Below are 19,350 nucleotides of genomic sequence, written 5' to 3'. Positions count from 1 at the left end.
CACCATCCGTTACATCCGACCCCGGAGGACCTCCCGCCATGAGCGACCGCTACCAGGGCTTCGTGTCCTCCCCCATCGGCAGGCAACTCGTGAAGAATCTCGGCCTGCCCAGCCCGACCAGGCTCGAGCGCTACCGCGAGGGCGACCCGCTCGTGGTCGGCACCGTCGCGGTCGGAGGCTCGGGTCGCCTGGTCGCCGGGCTCCCCGGCCTGCTCGCGGGACTGGACATCGACTCCACCACCTCGACCGAGGGCACCGAGAGGTTCAAGGGCCTCGTCTTCGACGCCACCGGCATCACCGACGCCTCGGGGCTCGTGGCCCTCCAGGAGTTCTTCACCCCGCTGATGCGCCGCCTCGAGACGTGTCCGCGCGTGGTGGTCATCGGCACCACGCCGGAGTCGGTCAGCGGGAGCGAGCGCGTCGCGCAGCGAGCCCTCGAGGGCTTCACCCGGTCGCTGGGCAAGGAGATCGGACGCGGCGGCACCGTCCAGCTGCTCCATGTCTCCGCGGGAGCCGAGGACGCCGTGGCGTCGACCCTGGGATTCCTGCTCTCCCCCAAGTCGGCGTACGTCTCGGGACAGGTCGTGCGGATCGGCGCCCATGGCTCGACGACCGCCGAGCCGGTGGCCGACCTGGCCCGCCCGCTGGCGGGCAAGGTCGCGCTGGTGACCGGCGCCAGCCGCGGCATCGGCGAGCAGATTGCCCGGGTCCTGCACCGCGACGGCGCCACGGTCGTCGGCGTCGACGTCCCCCAGGCCGCCAGCGAGCTCCAGGCTCTGATGCGCGAGCTGGACGGCGACCACCTCGTCCTCGACATCACCGCCAAGGACGCACCCCAGCGGATCGCGTACCACCTGCGCACCGAGCACGGCGGCGTCGACGTGGTCGTGCACAATGCCGGGATCACCCGCGACAAGAAGCTCGCCAACATGGCCGCCGACCGCTGGGAGAGCGTGATCGCGGTCAACCTCACCGCGCCGGAGCGGATCACCCGGGTGCTGCTGGACGAGGGCGTCGTCCACGACAACGGCCGGATCGTCGGAGTGGCCTCCATCGCCGGCATCGCCGGCAACGTCGGCCAGACCAACTACGCCGCGTCCAAGGCGGGCGTGATCGGCCTCGTCGACAGCCTCGCCGACGAGCTGGACAAGGGGATCACGATCAACGCCGTCGCCCCCGGCTTCATCATCACCGCGATGACCGCGGCCGTCCCGTTCGCCACCCGCGAGGTGGGTCAGCGCCTCAACGCGTTGAGCCAGGGCGGCCTTCCGGTCGACGTCGCCGAGACGATCGCCTGGTACGCCAGCCCGGGCTCCACGGCCGTCAACGGCAACGTGGTCCGGGTCTGTGGCCAGATGATGCTGGGCGCCTGACGTGACCACCCCCGAGCCCACCGTGCTGACCGGTGAGCCGAGCGCGCTCGGCACCCTCGTGCGGGCCGCCCTGCCCGCCGTACCGGGCGTCAACCTGCTGCCGGGGGTCCGCAAGGACCCGGTCTCGACCTTCGCCGGGCTGGCCTACGCCCGCCACGGTGTCGAGGTACGCCGCGCCGACGTCGACGCGTACGCCGCGGCGTGCGGCTTCCCGCGCAAGGACACGGTCCCGCTGCCCTACCCGCACCTGCTCGCCTTCGACCTGCACATGGCGATCATGGGCGACCGGGCGTTCCCCTACCCCGGGATCGGCACCGTGCACCTCGAGAACACGATCACCGCCCACCGCGCGATCGGCGTCGGCGAGGTGCTGGACCTGGTGACCGCGGTGGGCGCACCCCGCCCGCACCGGAAGGGCAGCCTGCTCGACTTCGTCACCACCGTCACGGCCGGTGAGGAGATCGTCTGGGAGTCGACCTCGACGTACCTGCGCCGGGGGCGGGGAGACGCCGGCGCGACGGGCGGCCTGGTCGTGGAGGGCGCGCCGACCGGTGGCGTCGAGTGGCGGCTGCCCGCGGACCTCGGGCGGCGCTACGCCGCCGTCTCCGGCGACCACAACCCGATCCACCTCTACCCGCTGACGGCGAGGGTCCTGGGGTTCAAGCGCCAGATCGCGCACGGCATGTGGACGCTGGCGCGCTCGGTCGCCGCCATCGAGAACAGGCTGCCCGACGCGGTCACCGTGGCGGTGACCTTCAAGAAGCCGGTCTTCCTGCCGGGAACTGTCGCGTTCGCGGACACCGTCGACGACGGCGTGCACACGTTCGCGCTCACCGACCCGCGCACGTCCTCACCACACCTGCTCGGCCGGGCCACGCCCGCCTGACGCAGGTCAGCGGCGGGGCCGCCCGAACCGGATCGTGGTGACGTCCATGCGCTGGCTCGTGGTCCCGCTCAGCATCGGTGCCGTCCGGCTCTGCACGAACGTCGCGGTCGTCGGGGTCCACACGCCGAGGTCGGTGACGCCGTTGCCGTCCCAGTCGCCGGCGACCGGCAGGTCCCACGGCGCCCCCAGCTGCACGTCGGCGCGCCAGGGCTGTCCCTTGGCGTCGACGAGCAGCAGCGTGAACATGGCGCTGGCCTGGTCGTAGACCCCCAGGTCGGTGATGCGGTCACCGTTCCAGTCGCCCGTCACCGGCAGGTCGTCGCTGTCACCCAGCGACGTCGACCAGCTGCGGCCGTCCGCACCGCGGAGGTAGAAGCTCGCGGTGGACGCGCGGTGGACGCCGACCTCGAAGATCCCGTCCCCGTTCCAGTCGCCCGCGACCGGTCGGTCCGAGGGGACACCGAAGACGACCTTGCGGATGCCGGCCGGCGTCTGCAGCTTGAACTTGGACGCCTTCGCGACCCGGATGCCGACGTTGCTGGCACCGTCGCCGTCCCAGTCGCCGATCACCGGCTCGTCGATGGAGCGACCGAAGGGCACGACGCGAGCGGCGCCGGCGGGGTCGTTGACCTGGAACGTGGAGCGCTTCGCGCGCCGGTAGACCCCGACCTCGGCGGCACCGTCGCCGACGAAGTTGCCGGCGATGGGGACGTCCACGCAGTTGGCGGACGTAGCGGCGCCGTACGTGTACGGGGTCCCGGCGAACCAGGCCGAGATGACCGAGCGCCCGGACTTCTCCTCGAAGTGCAGGTGGGTGCCGTGGGCGTTGCCGGTCGCCCCGACGGTGCCGAGCTGGGCGCCCTGGTCGACCCGCTGGCCGACGGCGACCACCACGGCGTCGAGGTGGGCATAGACGGTGGACTCGCCGTTCAGGTGGTCGATCACCACGTGGTGGCCGTAGCCCGAGCGGCTGGTCCCGTCGGCGGTCGACACCACACCGGGGGCGGCGGCCACCACGGCCGAGCCCGCGTCGTCGGTGCGGTTCCAGTCGATCGACCTGCTGCTGGGGCTGTGCGAGGCGCGGGTGGAGCCGGTCCACGTCTGTCCGCACGGGAACGGCATCTGGTACGGCGTCAGCGGCGCGGCGAAGGCGGGCGTCGCGGTGGCGACGAGGGCGATCGCCAGGGCGGCCGTGAGGGCAGGGCGGGTCAGGGGGCGCACGCGGGATCACTCTCGGTCACAGGGGGCGGACGCCCGTGAGAGCCGGCGGATCACTCCCTCCTCAGAGGTCACAACCGCCACACGAGCGCTCAACCGTAACCAGCCACCGGCGTGTCTGTCACGAAATGTCGGGAATTACACCGTTGTAGTGCTATACGCAGCCACCCCGATCGGCGCTCAGGACCTGCGCAGCCGGATGAGGCCCTCCTGGGCGACCGTGGCCACCAGCGTGCCGTCCTCGGTGAACACCCGCGCGGTGGCCAGCCCGCGGCCGCCGACCGCGGTCGGCGACACCTGGTCGTAGAGCCACCACCGGTCCGCCCGGAACGGGCGGTGGAACCACACGGTGTGGTCGAGCGAGGCCATCTGCATGCCGGGGGTGCCGAAGTGCACGCCGTGCGGCACGAGTGCGGCGCCGAGCAGGGTCAGGTCGCTGGCGTAGGTGAACGCCGCCTGGTGGGTCAACGGGTCGTCGTCGAGGTCGCCGGCGATGCGCAGCCACAACCGGGCGCGGGCCGGGTGCTCGGGATCCTCGGGCAGGCCCATGGCCGACGTACCGAGATAGCGCACGTCGAGGGCGGACCACTCGCGCTCCCACTCCCGGCCGGCCTCGGGGCCCCGCTGCCGGGCCAGGTCGGCCATCCGGACGCCCTGGTCGGGACCGACCACGTCGGGCATCACGTCCTGGTGCTCGAAGCCGTCCTCGGGCTTCTGGAAGTTGGCCGTCAGGTAGTAGATCGGCCGTCCGTGCTGGCGTGCCATCACCCGCCGGGTCGCGAAGGAGCGGCCGTCGCGGATCCGCTCGACGTCGTACACGATCGGCACGGCGGGGTCCCCGGGCCGCAGGAAGTAGGAGTGCAGCGAGTGCATGACGAAGGCGTCGTCGACGCTGCGGTTGGCGGCGACCACCGACTGGGCCGCGACCTGGCCACCGAAGACGCGCTGGCGGTTGGTGTCGGGCTGGAGCCCGCGGAACAGGTCCACGTCGAGCTGCTCGAGGACCAGCAGGGAGACGAGCTCCTCGGCCGAGCCGGCCATCAGTCCTGGCCCTTCTCGTCGTCGAGGCCGGCCAGGAACTGCTCGAACTGCTGGCCGATCTCCTCACCGGTCGGCAGCGGCTGGTCGCTGGCCAGCAGCGAGCTGCCGGACTCCTCGGCGTCGCGGAACGCGTCGTACTGGCGTTCGAGGCCGTGCACGACCTCACTGACCTCGTCGTGCGAGGACAGGTAGCGCTCGATCTCGGTCTCGGTGATCTCGGCGGCCTCGCGCAGCTCGGTGAGGTCGAGGACCAGGTGACCACCGAGCTCGAGCTGCTCGAGGAGCACGGTCGCGGCCTGGGGGTACTCCATCTGCGCGAGGTAGTGCGGGATGTGCACGACGTAGCCCAGCGCGTCGTGGCCCCACTCCCCCAGGCGGATCTCGAGCAGCGACTGGGCGCTCGAGGGCACCCGGAGCTCGCCGCGCCACGGGCTCGGGGAGGTGAGCAGCTCGACGCGGTTGGCGTGCGGGGTGATCGCGATGGGGCGGGTGTGCGGCACGGCCATCGGCACGGCGCCGAGGCTGACCACGCGGCGCACGTCGAAGCGCTCCACCACCTCGCGCACGGCGCGGGCGAAGCCCTCCCACCGGATGTCGGGCTCGGGGCCGGTGAGCAGCAGGTACGGCGTGCCGCCGGTGTCGCGCAGGGCGCGGACGACCAGCCGCGGCGCCTCGTAGCCCTCGTAGTGGTCACGCACGAACGAGACCGGAGGACGCCGGGCACGGTAGTCGTGCAGCGCGTCGACGTCGAAGGTCGCCACCACGCGTCCCTCGGAGAGCGACTGCAGGTGGCGCGCCGCCACCTCCGCGGACTGGCCCGCGTCGAGGAAGCCGGTCAGCACGACGACCATCGTGAGCCCGCCGGGGTCGGCGACCCCCTCGACGTCGTCGACGATGTGCACCAGCCGGGAGGGTTCTGACATGCCCACAGCCTAGTGAGGTGCACCGCGTGAGCGGGCACACACCCGAGGTGCCACCCTGATCTTGTTACCGGGGGGTAACGTAGCGCCGTCCACACCCCCCTCCATCCTCCGACCAGTCCAGGAGAACACGTGCCCCGTCAGCTGCGAGAGGTCGTCTTCGTCGACGGCGTGCGCACCCCGTTCGGCAAGGCCAAGGGCCAGTACGCCGAGACGCGCGCCGACGACCTCGTCATCAAGTGCATCCGCGACCTCATGCGTCGCAACCCGTCACTGCCGCCCGAGCGCGTGGACGAGGTCGCCATCGCCGCCACCACCCAGATCGGCGACCAGGGCCTGACCATCGGTCGCACCGCCGCCCTGCTGGCCGGCCTGCCCCAGAGCGTGCCCGGCTTCGCCATCGACCGGATGTGCGCCGGCGCCATGACCGCCGTCACCACCACCGCCTCCGGCATCGCCTTCGGCGCCTACGACGTGGCCATCGCCGGCGGCGTCGAGCACATGGGTCGTCACCCCATGGGTGAGGGCGTGGACCCCAACCCGCGCATCCTCTCCGAGCGGATCGTCAACCCCGACGCGCTCGTGATGGGCAAGACCGCGGAGAACCTCCACGACCGCTACCCCTCGATCTCCAAGGAGCGCGTCGACACCTACGCCGTGCGCTCCCAGCAGAGGACCAAGGCGGCGTACGACGCGGGCGTGCTGCAGCGCGACCTCGTCCCGGTCGCGACCCGGTCCGCCGAGGCCGGCTGGGGCCTGGCCACCAGCGACGAGCCGATGCGGCCCGAGACGACCATGGAGACGCTGGCGGGCCTCAAGACCCCGTTCCGTGCCCACGGCAAGGTGACCGCCGGCAACGCCGCGGGCATCAACGACGGCGCCACCGCCGCCCTGCTGGCCGACGAGGAGACCGCGCGCGAGCTCGGCCTCCCCGTGCGCATGCGCCTCGTGTCGTTCTCGTTCGTCGGCGTCGAGCCCGAGGTCATGGGCGCCGGTCCGATCCCGGCGACGGAGAAGGCGCTCTCCCAGGCCGGTCTCACCATCGACGACATCGAGGCCTTCGAGGTCAACGAGGCGTTCGCCGTGCAGGTGCTCGCCTTCCTCGAGCACTTCGGCATCGCCGACGACGACGTCCGCGTCAACCCCTACGGCGGTGCCATCGCCATGGGCCACCCGCTGGCCTCGTCCGGCGTGCGCCTGATGACCCAGCTCGCCCGCCAGTTCGAGGAGCGCCCCGAGGTCCGCTACGGCCTCACCACCATGTGCATCGGCATCGGCATGGGCGGCACCGTGATCTGGGAGAACCCGCACTGGAACGGCACCACCGAGGGAGAGACCAAGTGAGCACGCCCGACATGACCAGCCTCCTCGCCCGCGCCGAGGAGATCTCCTCCGACGCCGAGCGCGTGACCCGGGCGCACCTGCGCAAGGTCGCCCTCCCGCCCGTCGACGGCTCGACCGCCACGATCGGTCTGATCACCCTCGACAACGGCGAGGACCACACCAAGCCGAACACGTTCGGTCCCCGCTCGCTCCTGGCCCTCGACGCGGCCATCGACGAGGCGCTCGCCGACGACGCCATCACCGCGATCGGCGTGACCGGCAAGCCCTTCATCCTGGCCGCCGGGGCGGACCTGACCTCGATCCAGGGCGGGGGCCCCGACGCCGTGCGCACCGTGGCCGAGCTGGGCCACGCGGTCTTCCGCAAGCTGGGCGAGGGCGGCAAGCCGTCGTTCGGGTTCATCAACGGACTCGCGCTCGGCGGCGGCCTCGAGGTCGCGCTCCACTGCACGTACCGCACGGTCATGGACTCGGCGCCGGCCCTGGGCCTGCCCGAGGTCATGCTGGGCCTCGTCCCCGGGTGGGGCGGCGCCTACCTCGTGCCCCAGCTCGTGGGTGCCGACAAGGCCGTCACGCTGATCCTGGAGAACCCGCTCAACAACGGCAAGACGCTCGGCGGCAGCGCGGCGTACGACCTCGGTCTCGCCGACGCGGTCTTCGGCGGTGCCGACTTCCTCGAGCAGTCCCTGCTCTGGGCGGCGCGCGTGCTCGCCGGCACGGAGAGCGTCGAGCGCCCCGAGGTCGACCGCGACGCCTGGGACGCTGCCATCGCGCGCGCCGAGGGCATCGTGGCGTCCAAGACCGGTGGTGCCTCCCCCGCAGCCAAGAAGGCCGTCGAGCTGATCGCCGGCRCCCGCGACGCCGACCGGGACGCGGGCTTCGCCGCCGAGGACGACGCCCTCGAGGCCATGTCGCGCACGCCGGAGCTGATCGCCAGCCTCTACGCGTTCGACCTGGTGCAGAAGCGGGCCAAGCGGCCCGCCGGTGCCCCCGACCGCTCGCTGGCCCGTCCGGTGACCAAGGTCGGCATCGTCGGCGCCGGCCTGATGGCCAGCCAGCTGGCGCTGCTGTTCGTACGCCGCCTCGAGGTGCCCGTGGTCCTCACCGACCTCGACCAGGAGCGTGCCGACAAGGGCGTCGCCTACGTGCACGCCGAGATCGACAAGCTGCTCGCCAAGGGCCGTGGCTACAACCAGGACAAGGCCAACCGGCACAAGGCCCTGGTCACCGGCGCGACCGACAAGCAGGTCGCGTTCGGCGACGCCGACTTCGTCATCGAGGCCGTCTTCGAGGAGATGTCGGTCAAGAAGACCGTCTTCGCCGACGTCGAGAAGGTCGTGTCGCCCGAGTGCGTCCTCGCGACCAACACCTCGTCGCTGTCGATCACCGAGATGGCGGCCGACCTCGAGCACCCGGAGCGGGTCGTGGGCTTCCACTTCTTCAACCCGGTCGCGGTGATGCCGCTGCTCGAGATCGTCAAGGGCGAGCAGACCGACGACGCCACGCTGGCCACCGCCTTCGCCACCGGCAAGGCGCTGAAGAAGACGACCATCCTGGTCAAGGACAGCCCGTCGTTCATCGTCAACCGCCTCCTCGGTCGCTTCATGGGCGAGGTCGGCCGGATCGTCGACGAGGGCACCCCGGTGACCGTCGCGGACGGCGCCTTCGCGGGCGTCGCCCCGATGCCGCCGTTCATGCTCCTGTCGCTCGTCGGGCCCGCGATCGCGCTGCACAACAACGAGACCCTGCACCGCGCCTTCCCGGACCGCTTCTACGTGTCTCCCGCGCTGGAGCGGGTGGTGGCGGCCAAGAAGGTGTCGTACTACGCCCCCGACCTCTCCATCGACCCCGAGGTGCTCGACCTCCTCGAGAAGCCGGAGTCCCCGGTCGAGCTGTCCGCAAGCGAGGTGCGCGAGCGGGTCCTCTCGGGCCTGGCCCAGGAGGCACGGCTGATGCTCGACGAGGGCGTCGTGGCCGCCCCCGAGGACCTCGACCTGGCCATGATCACCGGCGCCGGGTTCTCGTTCTGGAACGGCGGCCTGACCATGCTGCTCGACATCGCGGGCATCTCCGAGAAGGTCAACGGCACGCGTTTCCACTGATCCGTCCGCACCAGCGGCGAGGGCGTCCGACCGGCTGGTCGGGCGCCCTCGCCGCGTTCGCCACCGAACCTTTCGCACCAGTGAGATCGTCATGACGGGTGACCCACCCCGACGACCTCCCCAGGAGTCCTGATGCCCCGACGCGACCCGGCGGCCTTCGCCGAGTTCGTGGCCGCCCGGTCCGCCGCGCTCCACCGTTCGGCGTACCTCATGGTCGGCGAGCGGCAGCTCGCCCAGGACCTCCTCCAGGAGGCCCTCACCAAGACGTACGTCGCGTGGCCGACGTTGCGAGACCCCGCGAAGGCCGAGGCCTACACCCGCAAGGTGATCACCACGACCGCGATCTCCTGGTACCGCCGCAGGYCGTGGCAGGAGCGGCCGAGCGACGCCATTCCCGAAGCCCCCTCCGACGGTCGCACCGACGGCCTCGGTGACGACCTGGCGCGCCGCGAGTGGGTCTGGTCCGCGATCCGGTCCCTGCCGCCGCGCCAGCGTGCGGCGGTGGTGCTGCGCTACTACGAGGACCTCACCGAGGCCCAGACGGCAGCAGCGCTGGGGTGCGCCGTCGGCACCGTCAAGAGCCAGGTGCACGCCGCGCTGGCCACCCTCCGCACGACCCTCGACTCCCACGGCGGCGAGCACCTCGAGCTGCTCCCCCACGACCTGATGGCGGTGACCCCATGACCGGACTCCTCGAGGACGTCATGCACGACCGCGCCGACTCCCTCGACCCGCCGCAGCTCGACGTGGCGGCGATGGTCCGCGACGGCGAGCAGCGGGTCGCCCGCCGGCGCACGCGCTCGATCGGGCTCGCGGGACTGGCCGCGGCGGCCGCGGCGGTCGTCGCCGTCGGCGCACCCTCGCTCTGGCCGTCCGGCACCACGACGGCCACCACCACCAGCGAGTCGCCGTTCGCCGCGGCGTTCGACGCCCACGAGCCGGCGTACGCCCTCGGCGCGACCGTGCACGTCGACGGGCGCACCTTCGACGTCGGGCGCGACGTGGTCGCGATGGTCCAGTCGGACGCCGGCGTCGTCTTCACCGACCGGGAGGGCGCCGTGTGGGCGGCCGACGGGGACGGCGCACCGCTGGAGGTCGGGCGCACGCACGCCCAGCACCCCTCGCTCGAGACCGACGGCTCCCTGGTCGCGTGGACGGAGCGCGACGGGGAGATGCCGGTGTACGCCGTCCTCGACCAGTCGACCGGCAGCGGCGTGGTCCGCAGCAGCCTGCAGGCCGAACCGGGCATGGGACGCCTCCGCGACGAGCGGGACCCTGCGCTGGTCTATGCCGTCGACGGTGGCGAGGTCTACGTCCGGGACTCCCGCGGCCTGGTCGCATGGGACCCGGCGACCGACAGGCAGCGGGTCGTCGGTGCGGCGGGCGGCTTCACCGTCGACGACGTCAAGGCGGGGCTGATCGCCCACAGCGTCGACGTGGCTGACGGCGAGAGCACCTACCGCGTCGGCGAGGGCCTGGGCGAGGGGACGGTCGTTCCGGCGTGGAACGGCTTCTCCCTGTCCCCCGACGGGCGGTGGCTGCTCGGCGAGACCGACCCCGACGAGGCCGCCCTCTTCGACACCGCCACCGGTGCTCCCACCGACGCACGGGTCGACGGCTACTCGTTCTTCGTCGGCTACGGCTGGGCGGACACGGACACCTACGTCGGGCTCGGACTCAACAAGCCGTACGACGCCGCCAGCGTCGACCTGCTCACCTGCGAGGTGGGCGGGGGGTGCACCGTGACCGCCTCCGGCATCGGCACCGTCGACGACGGTGTCGTCGTCCCGATCGGCACCTCGATGGACGAGTGAGGCCTCAGCGGCTCGCGCGCTCCGCCTGCTCGGCGCGCGCGAGCCGGCTGTGGGTGCGGCCGTAGGCGAAGTAGACGACGAGGCCGATCGCCATCCAGACGAAGAAGCGCACCCAGGTCTCGCCGATCAGGTTGAGCATCAGGTAGCCGCACAGGAGCACCGACAGCGTCGAGACGAGGTACACGGCCGGGGTGCGGAAGGCGCGCGGCAGGTCCGGCCGGGTGCGGCGCAGCACCAGCACGCCGACCGAGACGAGCATGAAGGCGAACAGCGTCCCGATGCTCACCAGGTCGCCCAGGGTCGCGAAGTCCACGAATCCGGACAGCAGCGCGACGCCGACGCCGGTGATGGCGGTCATGACGTAGGGCGTGCCGTACGTCGGGTGCACCTTGGCGAGCACCGGCGGCARCAGCCCGTCGCGGGCCATCGCGAAGGCCACCCGGGTCTGGCCCAGCATCAGGATCAGCACGACGACGGTCAGGCCGATGGTGGCGCCGACGGCGATGATGTTGCCGATCCACTCCACGCCGGCCTGGTCGAACGCAGTCGCGAGGGGGGCCGGGTCGTTGGGGTCGATGTCGCGGTAGTCCTGCATGCCGGTGATGACCAGGCAGACGGCGATGTAGAGCACGGTGACGATCGCCAGCGAGCCCAGGATGCCGATCGGGACGTTCTTCTGCGGGTTGCGGGTCTCCTCCGCGGTGGTGGCCACGACGTCGAAGCCGATGAAGGCGAAGAACACGATGGCCGCGCCCGCGATGACGCCGGCCACGCCGAAGACGGCCGGCTCGAGGCCGAAGATGCTGCTGATGAGCGGGGTCTTCCAGAAGCCGCCCTCGGCGCCGCTGGTCGGCTCGCTCGGCGGGATGAAGGGGGTGTAGTTGGCGGTGTTGATGTAGGTGACACCCACCACGATCACCAGCGCGACCACGGCCAGCTTGATGGCCACGACGACCTGGTTGACCCGGCTGGAGAGCCGGACACCACCGATGAGCACGCCGGCCACCAGCAGCGCGATCAGCATTGCGGGCAGGTCCACCACCCCGTCCGCGGCGGAGCCGATCGCCGTGGGGACCTCGAAGGGGGTGCCGTCCAGCACGTTCTGCAGGTAGCCGGAGAAGCCGACCGACAGCGCCGAGGCGCCGACGGTGAACTCCAGCACCAGGTCCCACCCGATGATCCAGGCGACGAGCTCGCCGAACGTCGCGTAGCTGAACGTGTAGGCGCTGCCCGCCACCGGCACGGTGGAGGCGAACTCGGCGTAGCAGAGCGCGGCGAGCGCGCAGGCCATCCCGGCGATGGCGAAGGAGATCGCGATGGCTGGACCGGCGTTGGTGGCGGCCACCACGCCGGTGTAGACGAAGATGCCGGCACCGATGATGACGCCGACGCCGAAGATCGTCAGGTCGAGGGCGCCGAGGTTCTTCTTGAGCCGGTGCTCCGGCTCCTCGGTCTCCGCGATCGACTGCTCGACTGTCTTCGTCCGGAAGAGACTGCTCATCGTGGCAACCTACCCAGCCCGCAGGGCTACTGGCGAGTCATTCCACGCCGCGGCGTGGAGAGGCGGACCGACGCTCAGCTGCGGTGCGGGACGTCCACGGACACACGGCCGTCGTCGTGCGCGGTCACGTCCTCGACGATGCCGCGTGCGATGGTCTGGGCGTCCAGGCCGATGCGGGCCAGGATCACGTCGCGCTTGGCGTGGTCGAGGAACTCCTGAGGGATGCCGTGGAGGCGGAAGGGCGTGGTCACACCGGCGTCGTTGAGGGTCTGGAGCAGTGTGGCCCCGCAGCCACCCACTCGCCCGTTGTCCTCCACGCTCACGACGAGGCGGTGCTGTCGGGCCAGCTCGACGATGGCCGGGTCTATCGGCTTGACCCAGCGGGGGTCGACGACGGTGACGCCGATGCCCTGGGCGGTGAGGCGCTCCGCGACGTCGACGGCGACGGTGCACATGGAGCCGACGGCCACCACGAGCACGTCCTGGGCGCCGGTGCGCACGAGCACGTCGGCGCCGCCGGCCTTGCCGATCGTGTCGATGTCCTCGGGCGGCGGTCCCTTGGGGAACCGCACCACGGTCGGGGCGTCGGAGACGTCGACCGCCTCGTCGAGCAGCTCGCGGAGACGGGTGACGTCACGGGGCGCCGCCAGCCGCAGGCCGGGGACGACCTGGAGGATCGACATGTCCCACATGCCGTTGTGGCTGGCCCCGTCGTCGCCGGTCACGCCGGAGCGGTCCAGCACGAAGGTCACCCCGCACCGGTGCAGCGCGCAGTCCATCAGGACCTGGTCGAAGGCCCGGTTGAGGAAGGTCGCGTAGACGGCGAACACCGGGTGGAGCCCGCCCATCGCCAGGCCGGCCGCCGACGTGGTGGCGTGCTGCTCGGCGATGCCCACGTCGAAGGTGCGCTCGGGGAACCTCGCGGCGAAGGTGTCGAGCCCGACCGGGTGCATCATCGCGGCGGTGATCGCGACGACGTCCTTGCGGCGCTCCCCCACCTCGACGATCGCGTCGGAGAAGTGGTCGGTCCAGATGCGTCCCTTGGGCTTCTCCGCGCCGGTCTGGACGTCGAAGGGGCCGGGCGCGTGGAACTGGTCGGCCTCGTGCCGCTCGGCGGGGTCGTAGCCGAAGCCCTTGCGGGTGATCGCGTGCACGATGACCGGCCCGCCGAAGCGCTTGGCCCGGCCGAGTGCGTTCTCCATGGCCGCCCGGTCGTGGCCGTCGATCGGCCCGACGTACTTCAGGCCGAGGTCCTCGAAGAGGCCCTGGGGCGCCAGCGCGTCCTTCATGCCCTTCTTGACCGCGTGCAGCGCGTCGTACGCCGCGTGGCCGATGCCGGGCACGGCGTTGAGGCGGCGCTTGACGACCTCGAGGAGGCGTTCGTACTGCGGGTCGGTGCGCAGGGTGGTCAGCGCCGTGGCGAGCCCGCCGATGGTGGGCGTGTAGGAGCGGCCGTTGTCGTTGACCACGATGACGAGCCGGCTCTGGGGGTTGATGGCGATGTTGTTGAGCGCCTCCCAGGCCATGCCGCCGGTGAGGGCTCCGTCGCCGATGACGGCGACGACGTGGCGGTCCTGGCCCTGGATCGCGTAGGCCTTGGCCAGGCCGTCGGCGTAGGACAGCGCGGTCGAGGCGTGGGAGTTCTCGACGATGTCGTGCTCGGACTCGGCCTGGCTGGGGTAGCCGCTGACGCCACCCTCCTTGCGCAGCGTGCCGAAGGCCTCGCGGCGTCCGGTGACGAGCTTGTGCACGTAGGACTGGTGGCCGGTGTCGAAGACGACGCGGTCATGGGGGCTCTCGAAGACCCGGTGGATGGCGAGCGTGAGCTCGACGACACCGAGGTTGGGACCGAGGTGGCCGCTGTTGGTGGCCACCGTCCGGATCATGAGGTCCCGGATCTCCGCTGCCAGCTCCGTGAGCTGGTCGTCGCTGAGCCCGCGCAGGTCCTGCGGGGACGTGATCGACTCGAGTTGACCCATGGCGGGGAGTCTATGCGGCCCCTTCAGGCCAGGTCGTAGACGGCCACCGCGGGCTCGTGGAGGCTCCCCATCCAGACCCGTCCGTCGTGCTCGCGCACCCCGGTGACCATGTGGTAGCCGGGCACGTGCAGGTCGATGTCGTGCACGAGCGTGCCCTCGTCGTCGTACGCCTGGACGCGGATCGTCTGCTTGGGCCGGGGCTGCAGTCGCTCGGGGATCCGGGTGGCGAGCCGGCGGACCGCCAGCGGCGCCCGCTGGAGGCGCTCGACGACGGGGTCGAGCGGGCTGGCGATGGTGACCCAGACCAGGCCGTCGCTGCCACGGGCGATGTTGTCGGGGTAGCCGGGCAGGTCGCCCACCAACAGGTCCCGCTCCCCGGCCCGCGGGCCCTGGAGCCAGTGGCGTACGACGGTGCGCGCGCCCGTCTCGGCGACGGCGACGTAGCGCTCGTCGATGCTCAGGGCGACGCCGTTGGCGAAGGCGAGCCCGTCGAGGACGACCGTGACCGCGCCGCCGGGGTCGCGGCGCAGCAGGCGGCCGGTGCGGGTGTCCTGGATGAAGTCGTCCTTCCACTGCTCGACGCCGTAGCGCGTGGAGGAGTCGCTGAACCAGATGGTGCCGTCGCCGGCGATGGCGGCGTTGTTGCAGAAGCGCATGGCGGCGCCGTCGACGTGGTTGACGAGGCTCTCGACGGAGCCGTCCGCCAGGTGCACTACCAGCAGCCCGCGGTGCGCGTCGCAGACCAGCAGGTCGCCGTCGGCGAACAGCTCGAGCCCGAGCGGGCGGCCGCCGGTGCGGGCGACCCGCTCGACGTTCCGGCCGTCGGGGCTGAGCCGGAAGATCGAGCCGTCCTCGGTGCCGGTGTAGACGTGCCCGTCCGCGGCGACGACGACGTCCTCGGCTCCGGGGCCGGGGACCGGGTGCACGGTGAAGGTCATGGGGTCTCCTGTCGCGCCCGGTCGGACCCGGGCCGTTGCGTGAGGCGTCGGTAGAGGTCGGAGTCGAGGAACGCCGGAACGATGTCGGCCGCCGCGCTGGACAGGTCGAGGCCACGGGCCTGCTGCGGCTCGACGAACACGATCCGGCGACCCTCGTGGCACTCGATGTCGTCGTCGGTGAGCCCGGTCGCGGCGGCGAAGACCTGCATGCGGTCGAACGTGCCGTACGCCGCCCGGTGGTCGACGACGAACTCGCCGAAGAGCTCGAGCTCGTCTGCAGACAGGCGGACCCCGGTCTCCTCCTCGAGCTCGCGGTGGGCGCCGGGCCCGAAGTCCTCCCCGGGGTCGAGGTGGCCGCCGGGCAGGCCCCACTTCTCGGGGTCGATGCGCGGGTGCTCGTCACGCTCCTGGAGCAGCAGCCAGCCGCGGGGGTCCACGAGGAGCACGCCCGCGAAGAGGTGCTGCGAGGAGGTGTCGACGGACGGGTCGTCGCGCCACCGCAGGACCAGTGGCAGGCCCAGTCTCGCGGCCTGGTGCAGGTCCAGGTCGGGGAACGTCGAGGGGTCGACGAAGACCAGCTGCCGTCCCTCACCGCACACCACGTCGTCGTCGGTCACGTCCAGGCGTACGGCGAAGAGCTCGAACTCGTCCTCGCCCCCGCACGAGTCGCTGTGGAAGCGGGTGGTCCCGAGGGACTCGAGCCGGTCGGGCTCGACGCGGATCCCCGTCTCCTCCGACAGCTCACGCACGGCGGCGGCGCGGAAGTCCTCGCCGGGTTCGAGGTCCCCTCCGGGCAGGCCCCACCGCTCGGGATCGTGCGGCGCGTGCTCGTCCCGCTCCTGCATCAGCACCCAACCCCGGTGGTCGAGGACCGCGACGTCGGCGAAGGTGTGCATGTCGGCGACCCTAGCCATCCGGTCGCGTGGCGTGCCCGACCTGGGGCATGACAGGCGTGTGGTCGGCGCGGCACCATGGGGCATGGCTACTCGGGGGACGTGGGCGCTACGCACGGGGCGCGTGTCCGTGACACTGACCGTGCTCGCCGCCGGCGTGGCGATCGCTGCGGGCACTGCGGTGGCGTTGCTGGGCTTCGTGTTCCCGGATCTGGGGGACGACGCGGGCGCTGGATCCGAGCCGCTCCCCTCGGGGATCGAGCGGGTCGCCGACCTGCCGGTGGCCCCCACGGTGCTGGTGGTCGTCGCCCTGGTCCTGGCCGTGGTGTCCGCCGCCCTTGTGCTGGTCGGCCCGCGCCCCCTCCCGGTGGTGGTGAGGTGCGTCCTGCTCGTTGCCGGTCCGCTCGTGGTGCTGGTCGGCGCCGAGCTGCTCCCCCACCTGGTGTCGCCCTGCTGGGCCGGTGAGGTGCCCGGGATCTGCGCGGCCGACGGGCAGGGAGGATTCGACTATCCCCGGACGGTGCATCCGTTCGGGCACGCACTGCTGGGTTGGGTGCCCCTGACGCTCCTGTACGTCTGGTCCCTGCGCCTCTGGTTGCCTTCGGTGGTGCCGCGATGGTTGCCGGGCGGGGCGCTAGAGCCGAGCGACGTAACGACGTCCTCGTAGGGCCTCCTCGACCAGTCCGACCGCGCGACGCGTCGACTGGAGGCGCGCGTCGTCGAGCTGGAAGGTCTGGACGGCCGCCTCGACGACCTCCAGGGTGGCCACGTCCTTGAGGTCGGCCCGGATCTGACTGAGACCACGACGGCACGCGGCCTGCTGGGCCTCGACGTGCAGGACGGCGAACCGGGCCAGCACGACGACATGGCGGCGCAGCCCGGGGTAGCGGCGGTACTCGGCGGGGCACAGGTCCAGCAGCCAGCTCGCCGCGGTGGCCTCCCAGTCGGGCGCGTCCGGTGGGCGGACCTCACGGGGCCACCCGGGGGGCGCGACGGGTCTCATGGCCAGTAGATCTCGAGGCCGGGCGGTGCGCTGAGCATGGTCTCGGCCTGCTCGGGCGTCAGGGCATGCGTGCCCGTGCGGTCGACCAGGTAGCACAGCCCGTGGGGGGTCTGCCACAGGTGACGCCCAGGTCCCGCCTGCCGGCAGCGGTAGCCCCCGTGGGTCTTCCAACGGTGATGGGTGCGGCGCAGCGGTCCCGAGTTGTGTGCCCCCGTCTGTCCCGGATCACCACCCCGGTCCATCGGCACGAAGGGCGTGGGGTGGTCGAAGTCGACCCGGTCGCGGGTCGCGGTCCGGGGCGTGAACGGGAACACGTCTCCACCGCACTGCGCCCACACGTGGTCCTTGAGCCGGTCGGGGTGCTCGTAGGCGTCCACCCGAGGCCGGTCCGCAAGGTCCAGCACCGGCCGGAGCGTCACGTCCGCGTGCCCGAGCAGCTCCATGAGGGACTGCACCAGGACCGGACCCACGCCCTCGACCCGGGCGAGGCCGGCCTGCCGGGTCAATGCCTGCTCGGCGACATGGACGAACACCGTCCCACGTCCGCGCATCGACGCCAGCTGTCGCGGCGTCAGTGACGCCAGACGCTCCACCGTGCGGGCCAGGTGCTCCGGAGCCCAGCGCGGCTGCCGTGGCATCCGTGCCTCGTCCGTCTCCTCCGGCCGCGTCCCGTCGGCGTCGTCGACCTCGCTCTTGTCGTCCGGCGTGTGCTCCAGCAGCAGCCGCAACAGGTCCGCCGGTCGCGCCAGCCACCCCAGGGCGTCGGCCCGCAGCTCGCCGCGGTTGTGGTCGTGACCGTGCTCGAGCGCCAGGATGTCGGCCACCCGGTCGACCATCGCATCGATCCACGCCGCGTCGCCCGCGGTGACCCGCGCGATCACGTGCCGGAACCCGAACTCGTCGGCGCGCGACAGCGTCATGTAGCGCTCGTGCCGCGACCGCTCGCGCTCCATCGCGTGACCCTCCGGATCGGCCTCGATCACCTTGGCCCGCGCGAGCTCCAGCACCGTCGCCGGCGCGTGCCCGGTGATCGCCGCAGACACCGCGCGGTCCACCACCCCCACCCACTCGGCCGGCACCTTCCGCGACTGGACCGCGACCTTGCGCGCCACCCAGGGCTCACACTCCAGGGACTGCACCCGCGCCCACGTCAGCGGCAGCCGGTGGACCAGGTCCAGCACGTCGGCCAGCAGGGCCCGCGTCGTCGCCGGATGCGTCTCCCGCGCCATCGCCAGCTCCGCGACTGCATACTCCCGCAGCGACGGCGTGCCCTCGCCGCCCGGGGAGATCATGGGATCCCGACGGTCCTCCGGCTGCGCGTGCAGGACCGCCCACTGGGCCGCCAGCYCCAGCTCCGCCACCTCGGCCCCGCGTCGGACGCGCAGGGCCGCCGCGGCCTCGGCGAGCAGTCCGACCGCGGACAGCTCGTCGACGCACGCGTGTCCCGCGAGGGTCTCGGCAGCCGGTGGGGTCATGCATCCAAGTCTTCCTCGAACACCTGTTCGATGCAACACGAGCGGCCGACCCGTCGCGATCTGTGGAGAACTGCGAGATCGCGGCACCCTGTGGACCACACGCGGCTCACGAAGGAGGAGGAAGCTCCCGCGCGAAGAGCTCCTCGAGGAACGCCAGGTCGGGGTCGCGGAGACCCGCCGCCCCATGGCGCCACCAGACATCCGGGTAGACCATCCGGCCGGTCATCCACTCCTCGAAGGAGTCCATGAGCACGACCTGGAACGCGGCTTCCGGAGTACGTCGCGAGGGCGCCTCGAAGCCGTGGGTGCTCGCCCTCGTGAAGCCCCGCTTCCCGTAGAAGAACGGGCTGCCCTCCAGGAACAGTGCGGGCACCAGCGACGCGGACGCGGCGACCGCCGCCGCGACGAGCGCCGTGCCGACACCTCCCCGCTGCTCGTCCGGGGCGGTGCTCAACGGGCTCAGCATGGCCGCGTCGACGAGCTCACGGCGGGCGTCGATCCAGCACCGGCTCACGCCGACGTGCCCGACCACCCGGCCGGCGCGGACGGCGACGTGCTCGGCGAGCACGTGGCCGCTCCCCCGGACGTCGGGCCACAGGTCGCCGACCTTGCGCCCCTCCGCCGGGTCGTGGTCACCGAACGCGTCGCGGATCACCCGGTCGATGCCGGCGTGGTCGTCCGCGCGCGCCGGGCGGACCTCGATGGCGTCGTCCACGTCGGACACGCTCACGGAGGCACACCCGCCCCGGCCGCCAGCCGCTCGCGCAGCCCGGCCGCGAGCCCGGCGATGGTCAGCGCGTCGAGGAAGCCACCACCGACCTCGGCGAGGCGACGACGGCGTACAGGCCCGAGACGCAGCCGGAGGT

General features: G+C 72.1%; 17 protein-coding genes. 7 read left to right on the top strand and 10 right to left on the bottom strand.

What is annotated here, in order from left to right; all coding sequences use genetic code 11:
• Positions 1 to 38 precede the first annotated feature (38 nt).
• On the top strand, positions 39 to 1,373 hold the full coding sequence (locus tag AC1DQF_RS12165; protein WP_477525481.1) for a 3-oxoacyl-ACP reductase: 1,335 nt from the start codon (positions 39 to 41) through the stop codon (positions 1,371 to 1,373).
• A 1-nt stretch (position 1,374) separates the two neighbouring features.
• Entirely contained in the window at positions 1,375 to 2,259 is an 885-nt protein-coding gene (locus AC1DQF_RS12160) for a MaoC family dehydratase (RefSeq protein WP_477525480.1), read from the top strand.
• Between the two features lie 6 nt (positions 2,260 to 2,265).
• On the opposite strand, the gene AC1DQF_RS12155 is transcribed toward AC1DQF_RS12160, so the two are convergent.
• The 3 genes from AC1DQF_RS12155 to AC1DQF_RS12145 all read right to left on the bottom strand — a co-directional run bounded on the left by AC1DQF_RS12155 (position 2,266) and on the right by AC1DQF_RS12145 (position 5,441).
• Positions 2,266 to 3,480 (bottom strand): M23 family metallopeptidase, encoded by a 1,215-nt coding sequence (locus tag AC1DQF_RS12155; RefSeq protein WP_477525479.1) that lies wholly within the window; start codon positions 3,478 to 3,480, stop codon positions 2,266 to 2,268.
• Positions 3,481 to 3,657: 177 nt separating this feature from the next.
• A complete protein-coding gene (locus AC1DQF_RS12150; protein ID WP_477525478.1) occupies positions 3,658 to 4,518 on the bottom strand; it encodes an acyl-CoA thioesterase in 861 nt (286 codons plus the stop codon).
• Positions 4,518 to 5,441: a PAC2 family protein gene (locus tag AC1DQF_RS12145; protein ID WP_477525477.1), complete on the bottom strand. Its 924-nt coding sequence runs from the start codon at positions 5,439 to 5,441 to the stop codon at positions 4,518 to 4,520. The genes AC1DQF_RS12150 and AC1DQF_RS12145 overlap by 1 nt, the downstream gene beginning before the upstream one ends.
• Before the next feature lie 129 nt (positions 5,442 to 5,570).
• Between AC1DQF_RS12145 and AC1DQF_RS12140 the strand changes: the two genes are divergently transcribed.
• The 4 genes from AC1DQF_RS12140 to AC1DQF_RS12125 all read left to right on the top strand — a co-directional run bounded on the left by AC1DQF_RS12140 (position 5,571) and on the right by AC1DQF_RS12125 (position 10,695).
• Positions 5,571 to 6,782, top strand: a complete 1,212-nt coding sequence (locus tag AC1DQF_RS12140) for a thiolase family protein (RefSeq protein ID WP_477525476.1) — start codon at positions 5,571 to 5,573, stop codon at positions 6,780 to 6,782.
• Complete coding sequence (locus AC1DQF_RS12135; protein ID WP_477525475.1) at positions 6,779 to 8,881, top strand: 3-hydroxyacyl-CoA dehydrogenase NAD-binding domain-containing protein; 2,103 nt, start codon at positions 6,779 to 6,781, stop codon at positions 8,879 to 8,881. Before AC1DQF_RS12140 ends, AC1DQF_RS12135 begins: the two co-directional genes overlap by 4 nt.
• A gap of 132 nt (positions 8,882 to 9,013) precedes the next feature.
• Entirely contained in the window at positions 9,014 to 9,565 is a 552-nt protein-coding gene (locus tag AC1DQF_RS12130) for a SigE family RNA polymerase sigma factor (protein ID WP_477525474.1), read from the top strand.
• Positions 9,562 to 10,695 carry a hypothetical protein gene (locus tag AC1DQF_RS12125; protein WP_477525473.1) on the top strand — a complete coding sequence of 378 codons (1,134 nt, stop codon included), beginning with the start codon at positions 9,562 to 9,564 and terminating at the stop codon, positions 10,693 to 10,695. The genes AC1DQF_RS12130 and AC1DQF_RS12125 overlap by 4 nt, the downstream gene beginning before the upstream one ends.
• A 4-nt stretch (positions 10,696 to 10,699) precedes the next feature.
• On the opposite strand, the gene AC1DQF_RS12120 is transcribed toward AC1DQF_RS12125, so the two are convergent.
• The 4 genes from AC1DQF_RS12120 to AC1DQF_RS12105 all read right to left on the bottom strand — a co-directional run bounded on the left by AC1DQF_RS12120 (position 10,700) and on the right by AC1DQF_RS12105 (position 16,009).
• Complete coding sequence (locus tag AC1DQF_RS12120; protein ID WP_477525472.1) at positions 10,700 to 12,196, bottom strand: amino acid permease; 1,497 nt, start codon at positions 12,194 to 12,196, stop codon at positions 10,700 to 10,702.
• 74 nt (positions 12,197 to 12,270) lie between these two features.
• Entirely contained in the window at positions 12,271 to 14,175 is a 1,905-nt protein-coding gene (dxs, locus tag AC1DQF_RS12115; protein WP_477525471.1) for a 1-deoxy-D-xylulose-5-phosphate synthase, read from the bottom strand.
• 23 nt (positions 14,176 to 14,198) lie between these two features.
• Complete coding sequence (locus AC1DQF_RS12110; protein WP_477525470.1) at positions 14,199 to 15,113, bottom strand: SMP-30/gluconolactonase/LRE family protein; 915 nt, start codon at positions 15,111 to 15,113, stop codon at positions 14,199 to 14,201.
• Positions 15,110 to 16,009, bottom strand: a complete 900-nt coding sequence (locus AC1DQF_RS12105; RefSeq protein WP_477525469.1) for an NUDIX domain-containing protein — start codon at positions 16,007 to 16,009, stop codon at positions 15,110 to 15,112. Before AC1DQF_RS12105 ends, AC1DQF_RS12110 begins: the two co-directional genes overlap by 4 nt.
• Before the next feature lie 121 nt (positions 16,010 to 16,130).
• Here AC1DQF_RS12105 and AC1DQF_RS12100 point away from each other — a divergent pair, with 121 nt between their 5' ends.
• A complete protein-coding gene (locus AC1DQF_RS12100) occupies positions 16,131 to 16,673 on the top strand; it encodes a hypothetical protein (protein ID WP_477525468.1) in 543 nt (180 codons plus the stop codon).
• Here the strand turns inward: AC1DQF_RS12100 and AC1DQF_RS12095 are convergent.
• The 3 genes from AC1DQF_RS12095 to AC1DQF_RS12085 all read right to left on the bottom strand — a co-directional run bounded on the left by AC1DQF_RS12095 (position 16,641) and on the right by AC1DQF_RS12085 (position 19,199).
• Positions 16,641 to 17,009, bottom strand: coding sequence for a hypothetical protein (locus tag AC1DQF_RS12095; RefSeq protein ID WP_477525467.1), 369 nt, complete (start codon positions 17,007 to 17,009; stop codon positions 16,641 to 16,643). The genes AC1DQF_RS12100 and AC1DQF_RS12095 overlap by 33 nt on opposite strands.
• The gene (locus AC1DQF_RS12090; RefSeq protein WP_477525466.1) at positions 17,006 to 18,484 is read right to left on the bottom strand and encodes a hypothetical protein; all 1,479 of its coding nucleotides are present in this window, start codon (positions 18,482 to 18,484) and stop codon (positions 17,006 to 17,008) included. Before AC1DQF_RS12090 ends, AC1DQF_RS12095 begins: the two co-directional genes overlap by 4 nt.
• A 106-nt stretch (positions 18,485 to 18,590) precedes the next feature.
• Positions 18,591 to 19,199 carry a GNAT family N-acetyltransferase gene (locus tag AC1DQF_RS12085; RefSeq protein WP_477525465.1) on the bottom strand — a complete coding sequence of 203 codons (609 nt, stop codon included), beginning with the start codon at positions 19,197 to 19,199 and terminating at the stop codon, positions 18,591 to 18,593.
• Positions 19,200 to 19,350 lie beyond the last annotated feature (151 nt).

Source organism: Nocardioides sp. P4_G4 (assembly GCF_056401085.1).
This window is presented reverse-complemented; position numbering and strand designations above follow the sequence as displayed.

Coding starts and splice junctions, on each gene's coding strand:
- AC1DQF_RS12165 (WP_477525481.1), top strand. CDS start 39: ATGAGCGACCGCTACCAGGGCTTCGTGTCCTCCCCCATCGGCAGGCAA.
- AC1DQF_RS12150 (WP_477525478.1), bottom strand. CDS start 4,518: ATGGCCGGCTCGGCCGAGGAGCTCGTCTCCCTGCTGGTCCTCGAGCAG.
- AC1DQF_RS12145 (WP_477525477.1), bottom strand. CDS start 5,441: ATGTCAGAACCCTCCCGGCTGGTGCACATCGTCGACGACGTCGAGGGG.
- AC1DQF_RS12125 (WP_477525473.1), top strand. CDS start 9,562: ATGACCGGACTCCTCGAGGACGTCATGCACGACCGCGCCGACTCCCTC.
- dxs (WP_477525471.1), bottom strand. CDS start 14,175: ATGGGTCAACTCGAGTCGATCACGTCCCCGCAGGACCTGCGCGGGCTC.
- AC1DQF_RS12110 (WP_477525470.1), bottom strand. CDS start 15,113: ATGACCTTCACCGTGCACCCGGTCCCCGGCCCCGGAGCCGAGGACGTC.
- AC1DQF_RS12105 (WP_477525469.1), bottom strand. CDS start 16,009: ATGCACACCTTCGCCGACGTCGCGGTCCTCGACCACCGGGGTTGGGTG.
- AC1DQF_RS12095 (WP_477525467.1), bottom strand. CDS start 17,009: ATGAGACCCGTCGCGCCCCCCGGGTGGCCCCGTGAGGTCCGCCCACCG.